Source organism: Cobetia sp. 5-25-4-2 (assembly GCF_013374075.1).
Taxonomy (GTDB): domain Bacteria; phylum Pseudomonadota; class Gammaproteobacteria; order Pseudomonadales; family Halomonadaceae; genus Cobetia; species Cobetia marina.
Window position 1 is genome coordinate 200,701 of sequence record NZ_BLWK01000005.1, and the last position, 16,179, is coordinate 216,879.

Sequence of the window (16,179 nt, forward strand, 5' to 3'; positions counted from 1 at the left end):
ACCTCGTTAGCGGATGTTCAGGAGGGTATCCAGCACCGTCGCCGCGGTCTGGATGACCTGAGCGTTGGCCTGGTAGAACTGCTGATAGCGAATCAGGTCCGCGGCTTCCTCATCGAGGTTGACCCCTGACACCGACTGCTCGGCGGCCGTCAGCTGCTCGGTCAGGCTCTGTTGCGCCTCCAGATTGACCTGCACCAGCCGAGTCTGATTGCCGACCTGGCTGACCAGCGAGGCGTATTGATCATTGAAGCTGCCGGCACTGCCCAGCGCGTCGCTGCTCTGCAGCTGCTGCAATGCCAGGATATTGCGGTTGTCGAGGCTGCCGCTGCTCTCGCCCGCCGCGATGTCAGCGCCGTCAGCGATCGCGACCCCAAACGTCGCCGCAATCTGGCGTGTCGGCTGGATGGTGAAGCTGTCACCCTCCCGCATGTTGGTGGCCGAGAGGATCAGCCCCTCATGTTGCATCAGGCCTTCGCTGTCCGGACTCAGACTCTCCACTGTGCCATTGCCCAGATTCTCGAGCCGGTATTCCCCGCCCTCCAGGCTCAGGCGATAGTCATCACCGGTCAGCGCGACACTGTAGAAGTCATCACCCTCCTTTAGGGTCGCAGGGGCGAACTCGACCTCAAGCGCCGCATCGATGGCGTTGCCGCTGGCGGGCAGGATCTCCGGCGTGCCGAGCGTGAAGAAGTCGCCGCCGGCGTCACCATTGGCATCGACCCCGTCGCCATGCTGGGCATTGAAGGTCAATGCCAGACCCGCCGCCAGTTGCCCCAACTGATTCTGGGCCGGCGCCAGACTCTCCTCACGAAAGCCCAGCAACCCGCCCAGCGTGCCGCCCTCAAGCTGATCCTCTTCGAGACTCATCGGCATTCCCGGGGCCGCGCTGTAATTGACCACCACCCGACTGGCATCCTGTGGGTCCACCACCGCGACAAGATCATGGCTGTCGCTGCCATTGACCAGCTGCTGACCGTTGCCAAGGCTGATGCTCAAGCGCCCGTCCTGCTCCTGCACGTCGACACCCACCAGCGATTGCAACTCGGTGACCGCCTGATCACGCTGATCCAGCAGCCCCAGCGGCTCTTCTCCGGTGCGCGCACGCGTCATGGAAATCTGCTCGTTCAGCGAGGCGATCTGGGTGGTGGCGTTGTTGATGTCGCCGACCACATCGCCGATTCGCGCATTGACACCGGCATCCATCTCATCGAGATACCCCGCGAAGGCATTGAGTTGCCCGGCCAGGCTCTCCGCCGTGCCCAACATGCTCTCGCGGGCGGCAGGGTCGCCCGGCTGGCTGGCGACACCATCGATGGCAGCGAAGAACTGCTGCATCAGAGGCGCCAAGCCAGCCTCTTCATCCGCCAGCAGATTGTCGATCTGGCTGAGATTGGCCTCACGGGTTTCCAGCGCCGCGCTGGCGCTCAGCGCCGAATCCAGCTGCGCCGAGAGATACGCATCCGTCTGGCGACTGATGGAAGACACGCTGACGCCAGAGACCGGGCTGGCCCCCGGCCCGCCACTCAGTTCCACCGTCTCGCGGCTATAACCCGGCGTATAGACGTTGGCGATGTTGTTGCTGTTGGTGGCAAGCGCGGTCTGGGCGGCCTGCAGACCACTGACACCGATACTCAACATGCTGCTGGCCATGACGTTTACCTGAAGCGAATGAAGAAGACAGTAGGAAGATGGGCACTCTGCCGCGACGTGCCGGGCATGCCTGACTATCGGCCAGTGCTGAGCGAACTTGAGTCACGACCTACTCCAGTAGCCCTCGAGAGGTCGTCATCGCAAGCGGGATCGCTCCGCTCTGCGAAGGCGTTGCCGCCGGGGCTGTCACCGGCATTGCCGTGTCATCGGCGAAGAGGGGCCTGGCCTCACCGGCGTCGCGCTGCCACAGCGGTGCGGAGGCAGCCAGCCATCCCGGCTCTTGATTGTCCTGCGAGGCGCTGGCGGTTGAGGTGCCCGAGAGGGAGCGTTCCACCTCCGAAGACGGCAGCACGTCACGTGATGCCAGGCGAGGCGATGAAAGCTCGCGATCACCGCTGGCATCCAGCGGGCCGACACGTTGCATGATCGAGATCAGCTTTTCGGCATAGTGAGGGTCGGTGGCATAGCCTGCCGACTGCAGGGCACGTGCGGCGCTTTGCGCATCCGGTGACCGGGCGACATGGGCATAGCGATCGGCCCCGCTCAGCAACGCGGCGTGGTCACGCAGCGCACTGGCCTGATCCGGATAGACCCGGAAGCTGTCTTCCAGCTGCAGCCGACGTCCCTCACGATATTCCGTGGTCAGTACCGTGGTGCTGTCCCCCTGCCAGCCACTGCCGGCCTTGATCCCGAACAGGTTGTGGCTGTCCTGGCCGTCCTCGGTGTGGATGCGTCGCTCGCCCCAGCCGGTCTCGAGTGCGGCCTGCGCCAGGATCAACTCAGCCGGCAAGCCGCTTTCACGACTGGCTGCGCGCGCCGCTGGCGCAAACTCCGCCACGAACCGCTGGACGTTGTCGGGTTGCTGACGCTGGTGCGCGTTGAGCATCGACACATCAGCGGCCGAGCGTGCCGTCTGATGGCCTTGTGAAAGTCGCTCAGCACCCGCCCCGACAGCTTCCTGAGGTATCTCGGCATAGAGTCCCTGAACCTCCCGACCCGCCGATACCACCTCCAGCATCGCCATGAAGCCGCCAGGCGAGTCGGCGCCTTCGGCTTCCACCGCTGACAGCCAGTTCGCGTCCGCCCCCCCCTGCGCAGCGCCAACCTCCTTGGCGACGAGATCAGAGGCAAGAGCGTGGGCAGACTCACTGGACGATGTCTCAGGCGGGTAATCACCGCCAGCCGTGCCTGCCCGGGAGGACAGTTGTTGAATCAGGATCCGCGAAAGCCCCATCCCCTCCCCAACACTGGCCAGCTGCTGTGAGAGCTGCTGATCCAGCATCGCGGTCATCATCTCCTGCTGCTGGGAGCCGGTCAGCGCTGAGCTTTCGGTCGCCGAACGCATCTGCTTGAGCATCATGTTGAGCATCAAGGCTTCAAATTGACGGGCGCTCTCCTCAAGAGCCTGCTGTTGCCGCTCTCCGCCACTCGTGGCCGCCCCCTTGAGACTCGCAAGCCCCTGGGTATCGAAGGCCAGACGCCCGGCATCCACACCGGCATTGCTCGTGGACAGCCCCATCAGATCACCTCGAGATCAGCACGCAGCGCGCCGGCTGCCTTGAGCGCCTCGAGAATCGAGACCAGATCCTGCGGGGTGGCCCCCAGGGCATTGAGACCGTCGACCACCTCGGCAAGGCTGGCCGTCCCCTCGACCATGCGCAGCGCACCGCCCTGCTGGTTCACGCTGATATCGGGGTCGTTGACCACTGCCGTCTGTCCCTGTGACAGCGGCGCGGGCTGACTGATCACCGGATTGGCATCGATCACCACTGAGAGGTTGCCGTGGGTGACGGCGGCACGCGCTAGGCGCACCTCGGAATTCATCACCACCGAGCCGGTACGGGCATTGACCACCACACGTGCGCGCGGCACGCCCAGTGACACCTCGATATTTTCCAGCCCAGCGATGAAACCGACGCGCTGGCTGATGTCGCGTGGCGCCTGAATCACGATGTCCCGATTGCTCAACGGCGAGGCCAGCGAGCCACCGAAGTGTCGATTGATCGCAGTGGCGACGTTCTGGGCATGATTGAAATCGCCCTCGAACAGATCCAGATGAATCATGCCATTCTCATCGCCGAGTCGGGTGGGTACACCACGCTCCACCGTCGCCCCGCCAGGAATGCGCCCTGCCGTGAGCTGATTGACCTGCACGCTTGAGCCACCCGCCTGGGCGCCGGCGCCCCCGATGATCAGATTGCCCTGCGCCAGTGCGTAGACCTGGCCGTCCACCCCCTTGAGCGGCGTCAGCAGCAAGGTGCCGCCACGCAGACTCTTGGCATTGCCAAGCGAGGACACCACGACATCGATGGGCTGACCGGAACTCGCGAAGGCCGGCAGGCTGGCGGTCACCATCACCGCAGCCACGTTCTTGAGCTGCATGTTGGTGCCCGACGGAACCGTCACCCCCAGCTGGGAGAGCATGTTGGTCAGACTCTGCCCGGTGAAGGGGGCCTGGGTGGTCTGGTCACCACTGCCATCGAGCCCCACGACCAGGCCATAGCCGACCAACGGGTTGTCGCGAACGCCACGTACCTGCGCGAGGTCCTTGATGCGGTCGGCCTGCACCGACTCCAGGGAGAACAGCAGGCCGGTCAGCAGCAGACAGGCAGAGAGTGCTGCACGCAGTCGCACGGGGAGTATCAGCTCAAGCATCGGAAAGCGACTCGTCAAGAAAGGTCATGGTGGGAAGACACCCTGTCAGGCTCACGCCGGGCAGCGCCATCAGAACGGTGCCAGATTCAGGAAGAAGCGCTGCATCCAGCCCATGTTCTGGGCCTCATTGATGTAGCCGTCGCCCACGTATTCGATGCGCGCGCTGGCCACCTGGGTGGACTGCACGGTATTGGCCGAGGAAATCGTGCGCGGGTTCACGACCCCTGAAAAGCGGATCGACTCGGTGCCCTGATTGATCGCGATGCGCTTCTCGCCACGCACCTCGAGATTGCCGTTGGGCTGCACCTGACTGACCGTCACGGTGATGGTGCCGGTGAAACTGTTGTTGGCATTCGAGCCACCGCTGCCGGTGAAGTCGTTGTCGCCCTCGATATCGGCATCGGTACCATCCAGCAAGCCGGTCATGAAGTCGGGAATGGCGCTCAGCGAGAAGCCGACGCTGCCATCGCGACTCGCGTTGCTGGCCGAGCTCTTGCTGGCACTGACGTTCTCATCCAGCAGAATGGTGATGATGTCGCCGATGGCACGCGGGCGTCGGTCCTCGAACAGCGGCTGATTGCCATAAAGCGGCTGGAAGATGGCACCATTGGCCATCGGCTGGGGACGCGGCTGCAGCGTGGATTCCAGCGGCGTGGTGTCCACCAGCGGCTCGCTTGGGACATAGGCGCAGCCAGCCCCCAGCAGCATCGCGCCCAGCAGGCCCGCGATTCCTGCTCCACGCACAGACGCCCGCCGCACGGCCTGCCGTGACGCCTCTACCCTGCTCACCAGATCACACGAAAGCGACATGCCAGGCCCCTTACATCTGGACCAGACGCTCGAGCATCTGATCGGTGGTGGTCACGGCCTTGGAGTTGATCTCGTAGGCACGCTGGTTCTGGATCATGCCCACCATCTCTTCCACCACGTTGACGTTGGAGGTCTCGACGAAGCCTTGATAGAGCGTGCCAGCCCCATTGAAGCCGGGCACGCTGTCGCTGCGCGGCCCAGAGGCGTCCGTCTCGGAATAGAGATTCTCCCCACGACTGAAGAGGCCAGCGGGATTGATGAAGGTGGAAAGCTGCAGCTGCCCGACTTCGGTACTGTTGGTCGCGCCCGGCTGGGTGACACTGACCACGCCATCCGAGGCGATATCCACGCTCAGCGCATTGGCCGGGATGACGATCGCCGGGTCCAGCGGATAGCCACTGGACGTCACCAGCTGGCCGGTGCTGTCGAGCTGGAAGGACCCATCGCGGGTATAGGCGCTGGTACCATCCGGCAGCATCACCGCAAAGAAGCCCTGCCCGTTGATGGCGACGTCCTTGGAATTTTCCGTCTGCTCCAGATTGCCCTGGATATGCAGGCGCTCGGTGGCCACGGTTCGCACCCCGGTCCCCACCTGCAGGCCCGAGGGCAGCTCCGTGGTGGCGGATGAAGCCGCGCCCGGTTGGCGCAGATTCTGATAGAGCAGGTCTTCAAATACCGCGCGCGAACGCTTGAAACCATTGGTCGAGACGTTGGCCAGGTTGTTGGCGGTCACGTCCATCTGCATCTGCTGAGCTTCAAGGCCGCTCTTGGCCGTCCATAGGGCACGAATCATCTAATGGGCTCCGCAATCAGGCTTCGGTGTCAGTCGAGACCAAGCAGGCTATTGCCTCGCTCGGCCATGCGCTCCGCGGTCTCGATGCCTTTCATCTGCATCTCGAAACCGCGGGCATTGTTGATCATGGCGACCATGGCGTCGGTCGCCGAGACATTGCTGCCTTCCAGCGCTCCCGAGACGACACGCACCTCGGGGTCCGCCACCAATGGCGCGGCCGGCACCCCCTCGGCGGTCAGCGGCTGGCGAAAATAGCCGTCCGCCCCACGCTCCAGCGGCAGCCCACCGGGCACGCTCTCGGGGTTGACCAGCTTGAGCTGTGCCTGCAGCACCATGGTGTCCGGTGCATCCGCCGCCGAACGAGCGCTCACGCCACCATCCGCGGCGATGTGAACGATGGCATTGAGCGGCAGCGCGATCGGCCCGCCATCGCCCATCACCGGCAAGCCACCCGATGTCAGCATGCCGTCGGCGTCGATCTGCAGGGCGCCGTTGCGGGTGTAGCGTTCCTCGCCATCCGCGCCCTGCACGACCAGCATCCCCGGGCCGTCGAGGGCGACATCCAGCGCACGTCCGGTGGACTGGATCGTGCCCTGTGCCATGGAGGCCCCAGAGGTGGTCAGCTGGCTGGACACCCGCGTCGGCAGGCCCTCGCCCTGGACATCCACGGCGCGTGACAGGGTCAGCATCTCGCGAAAGCCCGTGGTGGAGACATTGGCCAGGTTATGCCCGGCGACATCCTGCGCCGCCAGACTTCGCTGGGCACCGCTCATGGCGGTGTAGAGCATCCTGTCCATCACCGACTCCTCCTTTCATCAATCGTTGCGGTCAGTGGCCGCCAGTCACAGTGGTCAGGCACGGCGGTCAGTGGCCAAGTGCCGCCACCACACCGTGTCGCGACACATCACCCTTCAGCGCGGATCAACGCAGGTTGATCACGGTCTGCTGGACTTCATCCTGGACCTGGATGGTCTGGGCATTGGACTGGTAATTGCGCTGAGCGACGATCAGATCCACCAGCTCCGTGGTCAGATCGACATTGGAGGCTTCCACCGCGCCGGACACGACATCGCCGAAGACACCCTCCCCCGGCACGCCCACCAGCGGCTCACCGGATTCCGCCGTCGCCAGCCAACCATTGTCGCCATTGGGCCTCAGCCCCTGATCATTGGCGAAATTGGCCAGCGCGATGGTACCCAGCGTCTGCTTGAGCTCGTTGGAATAGCTGCCGATGACCCGGCCATCATCCTCGAAGGACACCCCCACCAGGCTGCCCGAGGTATAGCCATTCTGGGAAAGCGAGGTGACTTCATAGTCATTGGCGTACTGGGTGCTGCCGGAGAGATCGATGCTGAAGTTCAGATCCTGCGCCCCATTGGAGAGGGCATAGGTCATGGCCGTGGGGGTGTAATCCGCCAACTGACCATTGGCGGCGAAGCTGATCTGCTCGACCTGTGCATCGAACTCGACCGTCGGCGCCGTGCTGCCGGCATTCACCTGTGACTGGTAGTCGGCCGACTTGCCCGCGAAATCCATCACATGCTGGACATCCCAGGTGTTGTTGCCGGTCTTGGTATAGAAGGAGGTCACCACATGCTCGCCGCCCAGGCTGTCATACACCGTCATCGCCGAGGCGTAGTCATAACTGGCGGGGTCCATGGGATCGAAGGTAGTGGAGGTGGTCTCGGCCTCGGCGTCCAGATTGATGGAAACCTGCGCGCCGAAGATGCTGTTGGCCAGATTGTCCTGGGTGGCGCTGGCGGCCAGCGGCGCCGTCGGCACCTGCAGCACGACCGGCTCCCCGGTGACTCGCTCGCCCGCATAGCCCGTCAGCTGGGCGCCCTGTGCATTGACGATGAAGCCGTCGGCATCGATGTTGAGCTGGCCATTGCGCGAATAGACGACCTGACCGGTACTGTCGGCAAAGCGCAAAAAGCCTTCTCCGGAGATCGCCAGGTCCAGATCACGCCCGGTGGTTTCCAGGGACCCTGTCGAGAAATCCTGGGAAATGGTGGCGACCTGCACCCCGATACCCGCCGCCTGAGAGCTGGCGTAGAGGTCCGCGAACTGGGTCTCGGATGACTTGAAGCCCACCGTTTCCGAGTTGGCGATGTTGTTGCCGATCACATCCAGATTGGTCGCGGCAGCACTCAAGCCGCTCAATGCCTGTGAAAACGCCATGATCTGTCCCTTGTCTCGCTATGTGAATGAGATCCCGAGCAGCATCGTGATACTCGGGGTGGCCGCAGCCTCTTTCCAACGGCGCGTGTCGAGGGCTCAACGACTCGCCTCCCGCGCCGGCGCATGTGCTCAGAGCACCTGACGCACGGCCGCAAGTTCCACCACCCCAAGCTGCGGACCAAGGTCCAGCTGAGCCCCGCTCTCGGATTGATTGACGCCACTGACCACGCCATAACTCAGCGTCTGCAAGTCGCTATAGGGCTCACCGCCACGCTCGGCACTCACCGCCAGCTGGTAGGCGCCATCCCCGGCCTGACTGCCATCCTCCAGCAGACCATCCCAGACGAAGCCATGGATGCCGGCGTCCAGCGCCCCGAGTTCGAAGGTCTTGACCACGCTGCCATCCGCGGCGAGCACCTCGACCCTGGCATCATCCACCGCTCCTTCAAGCTCGATCCCGAAGGGCGTGGAGGTGGCATTGCCCACCAACACGGCATCGCCAGCGACCAGCACGCCCTTGTCGATCAGGCTGGCGGCCTGCAGGGCCTCGCTGCTGGAAATCTGGGTGGTGATGCTCTCCAGGGTCGTGTTGAGCTCCTCGATCCCGCTGACCGTGCTGATCTGAGCCAACTGCGCCGTGAGATCGGAATTCGAGACCGGGTCCATCGGGTCCTGGTTCTGCATCTGTGCCACCAGCAACGTCATGAACTGATCATTGAGATCCTCGGTGCCGCTGGCAGACACGGCACTGGCAGCCGCGCTCGAGGGGGTGGTGGAGGTCTGGTTCAGGCTGCTGAGCAGACTGGTATCTAGCGTCGCCATGCGATTACCCGGTAGCGGAAAAAGCGGTCAGAAGGCAGAAGCGAGGGTCAAGGCATCCCACGCCCGGGCTCACTCACCCAGCGTCAGTGTCTTGCGCAGCAACGACTTGGAGGTATTGAAGACCTCGACGTTGGCTTCATAGGATTTGGAGGCGGCGATCATGTCGACCATCTCGGCGATCGGATCCACGTTGGAGAAACTGACGTAGCCCTGCTCGTCCGCCAGCGGGTGATCAGGACGATATTCCTTGCGTGCCGGCGCATCACTCAACGCCACCGAGCTGACCTGAACACCGCCCATGCCGGCGCGCTGATCGAGAGGCTGGCCGAGAGTCTGACCGGTGAAGGACGAGTTCATGCCCGTCAGGGCAGTGGCGGCCTGATTGGCCTGACGGGCAAGCGGTGCATATTCAAAGACCACCTGGCGGGCCTGATAGGGCTTGCCGTCGGGCCCGGCGACGCTGTCGGCATTCGCCATGTTGCTGGCGATGGCATTGAGTCGCTGGGATTGCGCCGCCATCGCGGAACCAGCGACATGGAAGAGACTGAAATCAGGCATCAGCTGTTCTCCGATTGCATGGCCAGACGCAGGCCCTGGATCTTGCCGGTCAGCAGCTCAAGACTGGCTTCGTAATGCAGGCTGTTGTCGGCGAAACTGACGCGCTCGACGTCCATGTCCACGGTATTGCCATCCAGACTCGGCTGGGTGGGCACCCGGTACATGAGCTCGACGCCGGCCAGCGTTGCGGCTCCCTGCGCCGCCTGATGCCCGGCCCGCGGCGTAGCCAGGGAAAGGGCCGCAGGCGCGCCCGCGCTGGCGGACGTCGCCTTGGCGAGCGCCGAGGAAAAGTCAAAATCCCGCGCCTGATAGCCCGGGGTATCGGCATTGGCGATATTGCTCGCCAGCACCTGCTGACGCTCGGCGCGCAGGCCCAGCGCCTGCTGATGAAAACTCATGAGGGCATCAAGTCGATCAAACATGGGGTATCCCGGCCTTGCACCCTGGCGTGTCGGCCATGGGTGATGTCCATTGATCAGCTCACCATCGGGGAGCTTGACTCAAGCAGGAATGAGAATAGTCAGCCGGCGCGAGGATGAAGGTAGGAACAAGCCCCTTTATCGGGGCTATTTCTGGTAATGCCCGATCGGTGGGCGTCATACAATCGTGTCACGCTCGGTTCGCATGCCGATGACAGATGGCCAATGGCCGATGACCAATGCCCAATGGCCGATGCCGATCCCCGACAGCAGACACCGTCGACGGCAGGCCCTCCAGCCAAGAACAGCTCGGCGGGGCAATCCGATCACGACATGAGAGAGAGCATGACGCCGACTTCAGCAACTACAGCCTCCCACTGGCGCAGCGCAGGACTCGCCCTGCTCGTCGGGTGGGGACTGTGCGTGCCGACCGCCCATGCCGCGCCCTCCTCGTCGCCGGCACCGACACCTGAGCAGGCGTTGCGTCACCAGCTGCAGGCGTTCTTCGCCACCCCCGAAGGCGACACCGTCACGATACGCCTGCCCAAGGATGCCCCGCTCGGCCCGCCCGACGAGCCGGGCGTGCAACTGGAAGTTCGACGTCTTCCGGCACGCCTGGCTGACTGCATACCGGCGACGCTCAGCGCCTATCCAGATGGCCATGACCGCCTGTCACCGGGCCTCAAGCGCCTGCAACTGGCATGTTCCGATGGCCAACAACACCTGCTGAGTCTGCGCCTGGAACGCTTTGACTGGCGCATGAGCGCCGCCCGAGCACTGGCAAGCGGAACCCCCCTGACCGCACAGATGCTGCGCCCGCGGCTGACGGCACTTGGCAAGCTGCGCGGCGAGGGTTTCGCGCAAGCCGGGCAACTGGCAGGATTTTCCACACGCCGCCGCTTGCGAGCGGGGGACGTCATCCGCGACAGTAGTGTGCAAGCCATCCCGCTGGTGAACTTCGGGGATACGCTGACCTATCAGGTGGATGGCAAGGGCTTCAGCATGCAGCGCAGTGCGCGGGCTCTGGAGTCCGGTGCACTGGATGACCGCATCCGCATCGAGCTTTCGCCCGGCCACTGGGTGCGCGCTCGAGTGATCGGTCAGCGTCTGGTCGCCCCCTGAGCCGATGTGTCCGTCTCGCTCACGAACACGATGGCTCTGGTACCCGACGTCCCAGATGGTTCATCGAGGCTAAAGCTGGCTCGCCAGCCGCCGATACTCGATTGGAGTGCAGGATGGATGCCTGCGCTCGCAAAGGCACCGCGACACGTCCGCCTCTCATCAGCTGAAGCGGACGCCCATCATCACAGAGGACAGGCCATGAAGATCGAACACGGCGGCCCCCTGCAGCGCAGTGAGACTCACGGCACCCGTGAGCTGCGCCCGCAGGCAAGCCAGGTGACGGCGAGCACCACGTCATCCCCCGGCGACTCCACCCAGGTCGAGTTGTCGAGCAGCAGCATCGATGCCGGACAGGATATCGACCAGGCACGCGTGGACAGCCTCAAGCAGGCCATCGCCGATGGCAGCATCAAGATCGATGTCGATCGCATCGCTCAGGGTCTGATCGACGCCTTCGAGGGTGACGCATGACCCTCACGACCGCTTCCCCCCTTGAGCTCGAGGCGATCTTTCATGGCCTCGAGCATGAGCTGAAGCACTTCATCGCCCTGCTGGAGCAGGAACAGCGACTGTTGGGACAACGCCAGCCCCAGACCAGCGCACTGGATGAGATACGCCAGGCCAAGCTGGCCAACGCCGGCCGACTTGAGGCGCTGGAAACTCGCCGACGTGACTGGCTTGCGCAGTCAGGTCTCTCCAATGACCCGCTGGAACTGCAGACGGCACTGGCCGGACAGCCGCTGCTGGCGCAAACGTGGTGGCAACTGGTCACCCTCACTCGCCGCGCCCAGGCGCGCAATCGCCTGAGCGGGGACCTGATCCGCCAGCGCATGGCGCTGCACAGTCGGATTCTCGACAGCCTGCATGAGCGGGCGCCCGGGCACTATGGTGCTGATGGCCGCCCCGGCGCTGCGCCTGCACGGCTGAACGTCTCGGCGTAAGCTCCCGCGTCGCGCTCTCCCTTGTCATGCAGTCCCTCGACGCCCCTCACTTGCCTCCTTGCCGTTCTCACTGTCCTTGCGGCTTTCACCGCCCATGAAAACGACAAGGCCCGGTCAATGACCGGGCCGAAATTCTGACCGCCTGCATGACTGGCGGATGCCTGCCGTGGTTGGCTACCACGCACGGGCGCAGGGCGTGAACGCTCAGCCCAGACTCTCCACCTCCAGCACCAGCTGGATGTCTTCCAGCTGCGCCGCGGGCGCCAGCACTCCACGACCGTTGCGGTAGACCCGCAGAGAGAACGGCGCCGTGGCGAGAATGATCTCCGGCAATGTCAGTTTTCCACGTCGCGCGTCCAGCAGCGCGCAATGCGATGCCTGACACAGCATGACCTGCCATTCCCCGGGCGCCGAGGGCAGATGGTAGCGCCAGTGGATCGCCCCGATACGCGTCCTTTCAGGCGCCATCAGCCCCGAATCACGTACCGCAGGGCCGATTGCCAACTTGCGGGTATACCATTCGCCCCGTTCACGAATGGTCACTGACTCCACGCTCATCATGACGGCGGCACTACCCGCCTGTACCGATGGCACAGCGCCGAACGCCCCCAGCAGCACCGCTGCGGCCATCACCATCGGCACCCGCCGGCCCGGCCGCCACGTCGCCGATTCCGTGTCTGGGCGAAGCAGGAAAGAAAAAGGGTGAAACACGTCTGACTCCTTGACGATGACTCATTCATTGATGGGGCCTTGCAGACGAGCGCCGCCCACCTGACTCCCTTCAGGCGGCACGCCCGCCGATCATCCGCGTGACGCGCAACTCTCTGTCGTCGGGGATTTCCGCCTGAGACAGCACTGCCAGATGCTTGAAACGTCGACGCAGGAACCGCGAGAGCAGCGGGCGCAGGGAATGCCCCACCACCAGCACGCAGGGATCTCCCTGCGCATCCTGAGCCGTCACGGCACTCTCGGCATGTTGCATCAGCGTATCGGCAAGTCCGGGCTCCAGGGCGTTGCCGTTGCCCAGCGCCTGCATCAATACCTGTTCCAGCTGAGCCTCGAGACCGATCACCCGCAGCACGCGTTCCGCGCCGAACCAGTACTGGGTAATCGCACGTCCCAGCGCCACCCGCACCATGGCCGTCAGCTCTGCCGGGTCCTGGGTGCGGGGTGCGTGCTCGGCCAGTGCCTCCAGAATGCTGCGCAGATCGCGAATGGACACCTCCTCATCGAGCAGGGTGTGCAGAATGCGCTGCAAGGTGCCCTGGCTGACCAGCGCCGGCACGACTTCCTCCACCAGCCCCCCGTCCTGCGGCCCAAGTTTTTCCAGCAACTTGCTGACTTCACTGCGGCCCAGCAACTGCGAGGCATGGCGTGACATCAGATGATTGAGGTGCGTGGTGATCACCGTGGCGGTATCCACCACGGTATAGCCGTAGACCTGGGCCTGCTCTCGGGTGTCCGGCTCGATCCAGACCGCTGCCAACCCGAAGGCCGGCTCGGTGGTGGCCACGCCCGGCAACTTGCCCGAGACCTTGCCGGGATTGATCGCCAGCCAACGCCCCGGATACGCCTCGCCCCGCCCGACCTCGGCGCCCTTGAGGCTGATGACATAGTGATTCGGCCCAAGTTCGAGGTTGTCGCGAATATGCACCACCGGCGGCAGGAAACCGATATCCTGGGCGTACTTGCGACGCACTCCCTTGATGCGCGACAGCAGCTCACCGCCCTGGCGCACATCCACCATGGCGATCAGCCGATGGCCGACTTCCATCGCCAGCGGCTCCACCAGTCGCACATCATCCCAGCTGGCCTCACTGACCTCCTGAACCGCCGCGGCTGGCGCAGGCGCCTGCTCCTGCGCTGATGCCTCGCCTTCCTGGCGTTCACGGCGCCCGGCCCACCAGGCCAGCGCTCCCAGCATCACGGTGAAGAAGATGAACACCAGATTGGGCATGCCAGGTACCAGCCCCAACAGCCCCATCACACCGGCTGCCAGCCACAGTACCTGAGAACTCATGAACAGCTGGCCGATCATCTGCTGGCCAACATCCTCATTGGTGTTGACCCGCGAGACCATGACCCCGGCCGCGGTGGAGATCACCAGCGAGGGAATCTGGGCCACCAGACCATCACCGATGGTCAGCAGCGTGTAGGTGCGGGCTGCCTCATCCATGCTCAGCCCATGCTGGCCGACACCGATGATCAACCCACCGATGATGTTGACCACCATGATCACGAGCCCCGCCACGGCATCACCGCGCACGAACTTGCTCGCGCCGTCCATCGAGCCGAAGAAGTCGGATTCCTCGGCCACTTCGCGACGCCGCTCACGCGCCTGGTCCTCACCGATGAGGCCGGCATTGAGATCGGCATCGATCGCCATCTGCTTGCCGGGCATCGCATCCAGCGTGAAGCGCGCGCCGACCTCGGCGATACGCCCCGCGCCCTTGGTGATGACCATGAAGTTGATGATTACCAGAATCGAGAACACCACCAGCCCCACGGCAAAGTTGCCACCGACCAGGAACTGTCCGAATGCTTCGATGACCTTGCCGGCGGCGTCTCCGCCGTTGTGTCCCTCAAGCAGCACGACGCGAGTCGAGGCCACGTTGAGCGAGAGCCGCAACAGGGTCGAGAACAGCAGCACGGCGGGAAATGCCGAGAAATCCAGCGGCTTCTGAGCGAACATGCTGACCATCAGGATCATGATCGACAGCGCGATATTGAAGGTGAACAGCAGATCCAGAATGAAGGGCGCCAGCGGCAGCACCATCATCGAGAGGATCATCATGATCAGCATGGGCCCCGCCAGCACCTTCATCTGACCTGGCGTGCCGAGACCCATGCGATCCAGCAATGACAAGAGAGCATTCATGCAAACGGCTCGTCTGGCGGTGAAGACGCACGCGGATCGCGCGGCCTGGAAGAGGATGGTGTCGCTGGCGGCGTGCTGACGGAATCGTCTTCGCCGGCATCCGTATCACCGGCGTCGATGCCACCGGCGTCAGCGTTCGGGGATTCGTCAGCGCTCCCCGTGTGAGCTTGCGCCTCCGGCGGAACCTGCAGGTCCTGCGGCACCTCGAGACCCTCGGGATCACGCGGCCGAAGCCCCCCGTGGTCTCGGGCGCGCTTCAAGCGCATGGCCCAGGCGAGCACCTCGGCGATCACCTGATAGAGGGCAAGGGGGATTTCCTGCTCGAGCTCGACGTGGGCATGCAGGGCACGCGCCAATGGCGGAGCATTCAGGACCGGCACGGCATGCGCCTCCCCGAGCTCGCGAATGCGCAGCGCTACCTGATCACGTCCCTTGGCCACCACGCGTGGCGCGCGCATGTCCGACTCGCGATAGACCAACGCCACCGCGAAATGGGTCGGATTGGTGACGATGACGTCCGCTCGCGGCACCTCCGTCATCATGCGTGCCCGCGCCATTGCCTGCTGCTGCTGACGAATGCGCGCCTTGACCTGAGGGTCGCCATCCGTCTCCTTGTGCTCACGCTTGATCTCTTCGAGACTCATGCGCAGCTTCTTGGCATGGCTCCATAGCTGATAGGGGACGTCCATCAGGGTCGGCACGATCAGCATCACGACCGCCAGCGCCGTGCATCGCGCCACGAGCGTCAAGGCATCCGCCAGCGCGTTGTCCAGCGGCATCAGCATCAAGGCCATCAACTCCTGGCGCTGCGCATGCAGATACAGCACCACCACCCCACCGACCAGCAGCGACTTGGCGATCGACTTGGCCAGTTCGGCCAGGGCCTGACTCGAGAACATCCGCCCGATGCCCTTGATCGGGTTGAGTTTGCCAAGCGAGGGAGCCAGCGACTTGGTGGAGAACATCCAGCCGCCCAGCAGAATAGGCCCGACAAGCGCCAGCACGACCAGCAACGCAAACAGCGGCAACAGGGCGATCAACGCCTCCTGCCCCAGCATCAAGGCATTGGCGAGCATGACGCGACTATCCAGTGCCAGCGTGCGATCGAAACCGAAAGCCTGGCCCAGGATGCGCTCCAGGGTATCGCCCAGCACACCGGCATACAGCCACAACGCGCCGGCGCCACCGCCCAGCAACAGGAAGGTCGCCAGCTCGCGCGAGCGTGGCACCTGCCCTTCCTCGCGGGCCTTCTGCAGACGGTGAGGTGTCGCCTCTTCCGTCTTGTCGTCACTGCTCTGCTCGTCAGACACCTGCCGCTCCACTGCCGTCAGGCGACCAATGCCCGGGAAT

At 64.1% G+C, this 16,179-nt stretch carries 16 protein-coding genes; 3 read left to right on the forward strand and 13 right to left on the reverse strand.

Features of this window, described 5'->3' with window-relative positions:
• Nucleotides 1-6: 6 nt before the first annotated feature.
• The 10 genes from flgK to flgB form a co-directional block, all read right to left on the reverse strand.
• The gene (flgK, locus tag HXS65_RS11970) at nucleotides 7-1,650 is read right to left on the reverse strand and encodes a flagellar hook-associated protein FlgK (RefSeq protein WP_176493947.1); all 1,644 of its coding nucleotides are present in this window, start codon (nucleotides 1,648-1,650) and stop codon (nucleotides 7-9) included.
• 109 nt (nucleotides 1,651-1,759) lie between these two features.
• Entirely contained in the window at nucleotides 1,760-3,169 is a 1,410-nt protein-coding gene (flgJ, locus tag HXS65_RS11975) for a flagellar assembly peptidoglycan hydrolase FlgJ (RefSeq protein ID WP_176493948.1), read from the reverse strand.
• Complete coding sequence (locus HXS65_RS11980; protein WP_176493949.1) at nucleotides 3,169-4,305, reverse strand: flagellar basal body P-ring protein FlgI; 1,137 nt, start codon at nucleotides 4,303-4,305, stop codon at nucleotides 3,169-3,171. The genes flgJ and HXS65_RS11980 overlap by 1 nt, the downstream gene beginning before the upstream one ends.
• Before the next feature lie 69 nt (nucleotides 4,306-4,374).
• Complete coding sequence (locus HXS65_RS11985; RefSeq protein WP_127736814.1) at nucleotides 4,375-5,013, reverse strand: flagellar basal body L-ring protein FlgH; 639 nt, start codon at nucleotides 5,011-5,013, stop codon at nucleotides 4,375-4,377.
• A gap of 112 nt (nucleotides 5,014-5,125) precedes the next feature.
• A complete protein-coding gene (gene flgG / locus HXS65_RS11990) occupies nucleotides 5,126-5,908 on the reverse strand; it encodes a flagellar basal-body rod protein FlgG (protein WP_136937770.1) in 783 nt (260 codons plus the stop codon).
• 29 nt (nucleotides 5,909-5,937) lie between these two features.
• The gene (locus tag HXS65_RS11995) at nucleotides 5,938-6,705 is read right to left on the reverse strand and encodes a flagellar basal body rod protein FlgF (protein WP_084208634.1); all 768 of its coding nucleotides are present in this window, start codon (nucleotides 6,703-6,705) and stop codon (nucleotides 5,938-5,940) included.
• A gap of 124 nt (nucleotides 6,706-6,829) precedes the next feature.
• Nucleotides 6,830-8,089 (reverse strand): flagellar hook protein FlgE, encoded by a 1,260-nt coding sequence (gene flgE / locus HXS65_RS12000; RefSeq protein ID WP_136937769.1) that lies wholly within the window; start codon nucleotides 8,087-8,089, stop codon nucleotides 6,830-6,832.
• 129 nt (nucleotides 8,090-8,218) lie between these two features.
• Nucleotides 8,219-8,911 (reverse strand): flagellar hook assembly protein FlgD, encoded by a 693-nt coding sequence (locus HXS65_RS12005; protein ID WP_176493950.1) that lies wholly within the window; start codon nucleotides 8,909-8,911, stop codon nucleotides 8,219-8,221.
• 69 nt (nucleotides 8,912-8,980) lie between these two features.
• A complete protein-coding gene (flgC, locus tag HXS65_RS12010; protein WP_084208632.1) occupies nucleotides 8,981-9,469 on the reverse strand; it encodes a flagellar basal body rod protein FlgC in 489 nt (162 codons plus the stop codon).
• Complete coding sequence (gene flgB, locus HXS65_RS12015; protein ID WP_077376218.1) at nucleotides 9,469-9,891, reverse strand: flagellar basal body rod protein FlgB; 423 nt, start codon at nucleotides 9,889-9,891, stop codon at nucleotides 9,469-9,471. The genes flgC and flgB overlap by 1 nt, the downstream gene beginning before the upstream one ends.
• Nucleotides 9,892-10,233: 342 nt before the next feature.
• Here flgB and flgA point away from each other — a divergent pair, with 342 nt between their 5' ends.
• The 3 genes from flgA to HXS65_RS12030 all read left to right on the forward strand — a co-directional run bounded on the left by flgA (nucleotide 10,234) and on the right by HXS65_RS12030 (nucleotide 11,951).
• Nucleotides 10,234-11,010 (forward strand): flagellar basal body P-ring formation chaperone FlgA, encoded by a 777-nt coding sequence (gene flgA / locus HXS65_RS12020; protein WP_176493951.1) that lies wholly within the window; start codon nucleotides 10,234-10,236, stop codon nucleotides 11,008-11,010.
• A 198-nt stretch (nucleotides 11,011-11,208) separates the two neighbouring features.
• Nucleotides 11,209-11,481 carry a flagellar biosynthesis anti-sigma factor FlgM gene (gene flgM, locus HXS65_RS12025; RefSeq protein WP_176493952.1) on the forward strand — a complete coding sequence of 91 codons (273 nt, stop codon included), beginning with the start codon at nucleotides 11,209-11,211 and terminating at the stop codon, nucleotides 11,479-11,481.
• The gene (locus HXS65_RS12030) at nucleotides 11,478-11,951 is read left to right on the forward strand and encodes a flagella synthesis protein FlgN (RefSeq protein WP_084208630.1); all 474 of its coding nucleotides are present in this window, start codon (nucleotides 11,478-11,480) and stop codon (nucleotides 11,949-11,951) included. The genes flgM and HXS65_RS12030 overlap by 4 nt, the downstream gene beginning before the upstream one ends.
• Nucleotides 11,952-12,155: 204 nt before the next feature.
• Here the strand turns inward: HXS65_RS12030 and HXS65_RS12035 are convergent, their stop codons facing one another.
• The 3 genes from HXS65_RS12035 to flhB form a co-directional block, all read right to left on the reverse strand.
• Complete coding sequence (locus tag HXS65_RS12035) at nucleotides 12,156-12,662, reverse strand: flagellar protein FlhE (RefSeq protein WP_176493953.1); 507 nt, start codon at nucleotides 12,660-12,662, stop codon at nucleotides 12,156-12,158.
• 70 nt (nucleotides 12,663-12,732) lie between these two features.
• Nucleotides 12,733-14,829 carry a flagellar biosynthesis protein FlhA gene (flhA, locus tag HXS65_RS12040; protein WP_077376204.1) on the reverse strand — a complete coding sequence of 699 codons (2,097 nt, stop codon included), beginning with the start codon at nucleotides 14,827-14,829 and terminating at the stop codon, nucleotides 12,733-12,735.
• Nucleotides 14,826-16,139, reverse strand: a complete 1,314-nt coding sequence (flhB, locus tag HXS65_RS12045; RefSeq protein ID WP_176493954.1) for a flagellar biosynthesis protein FlhB — start codon at nucleotides 16,137-16,139, stop codon at nucleotides 14,826-14,828. The genes flhA and flhB overlap by 4 nt, the downstream gene beginning before the upstream one ends.
• Nucleotides 16,140-16,179: the final 40 nt, after the last annotated feature.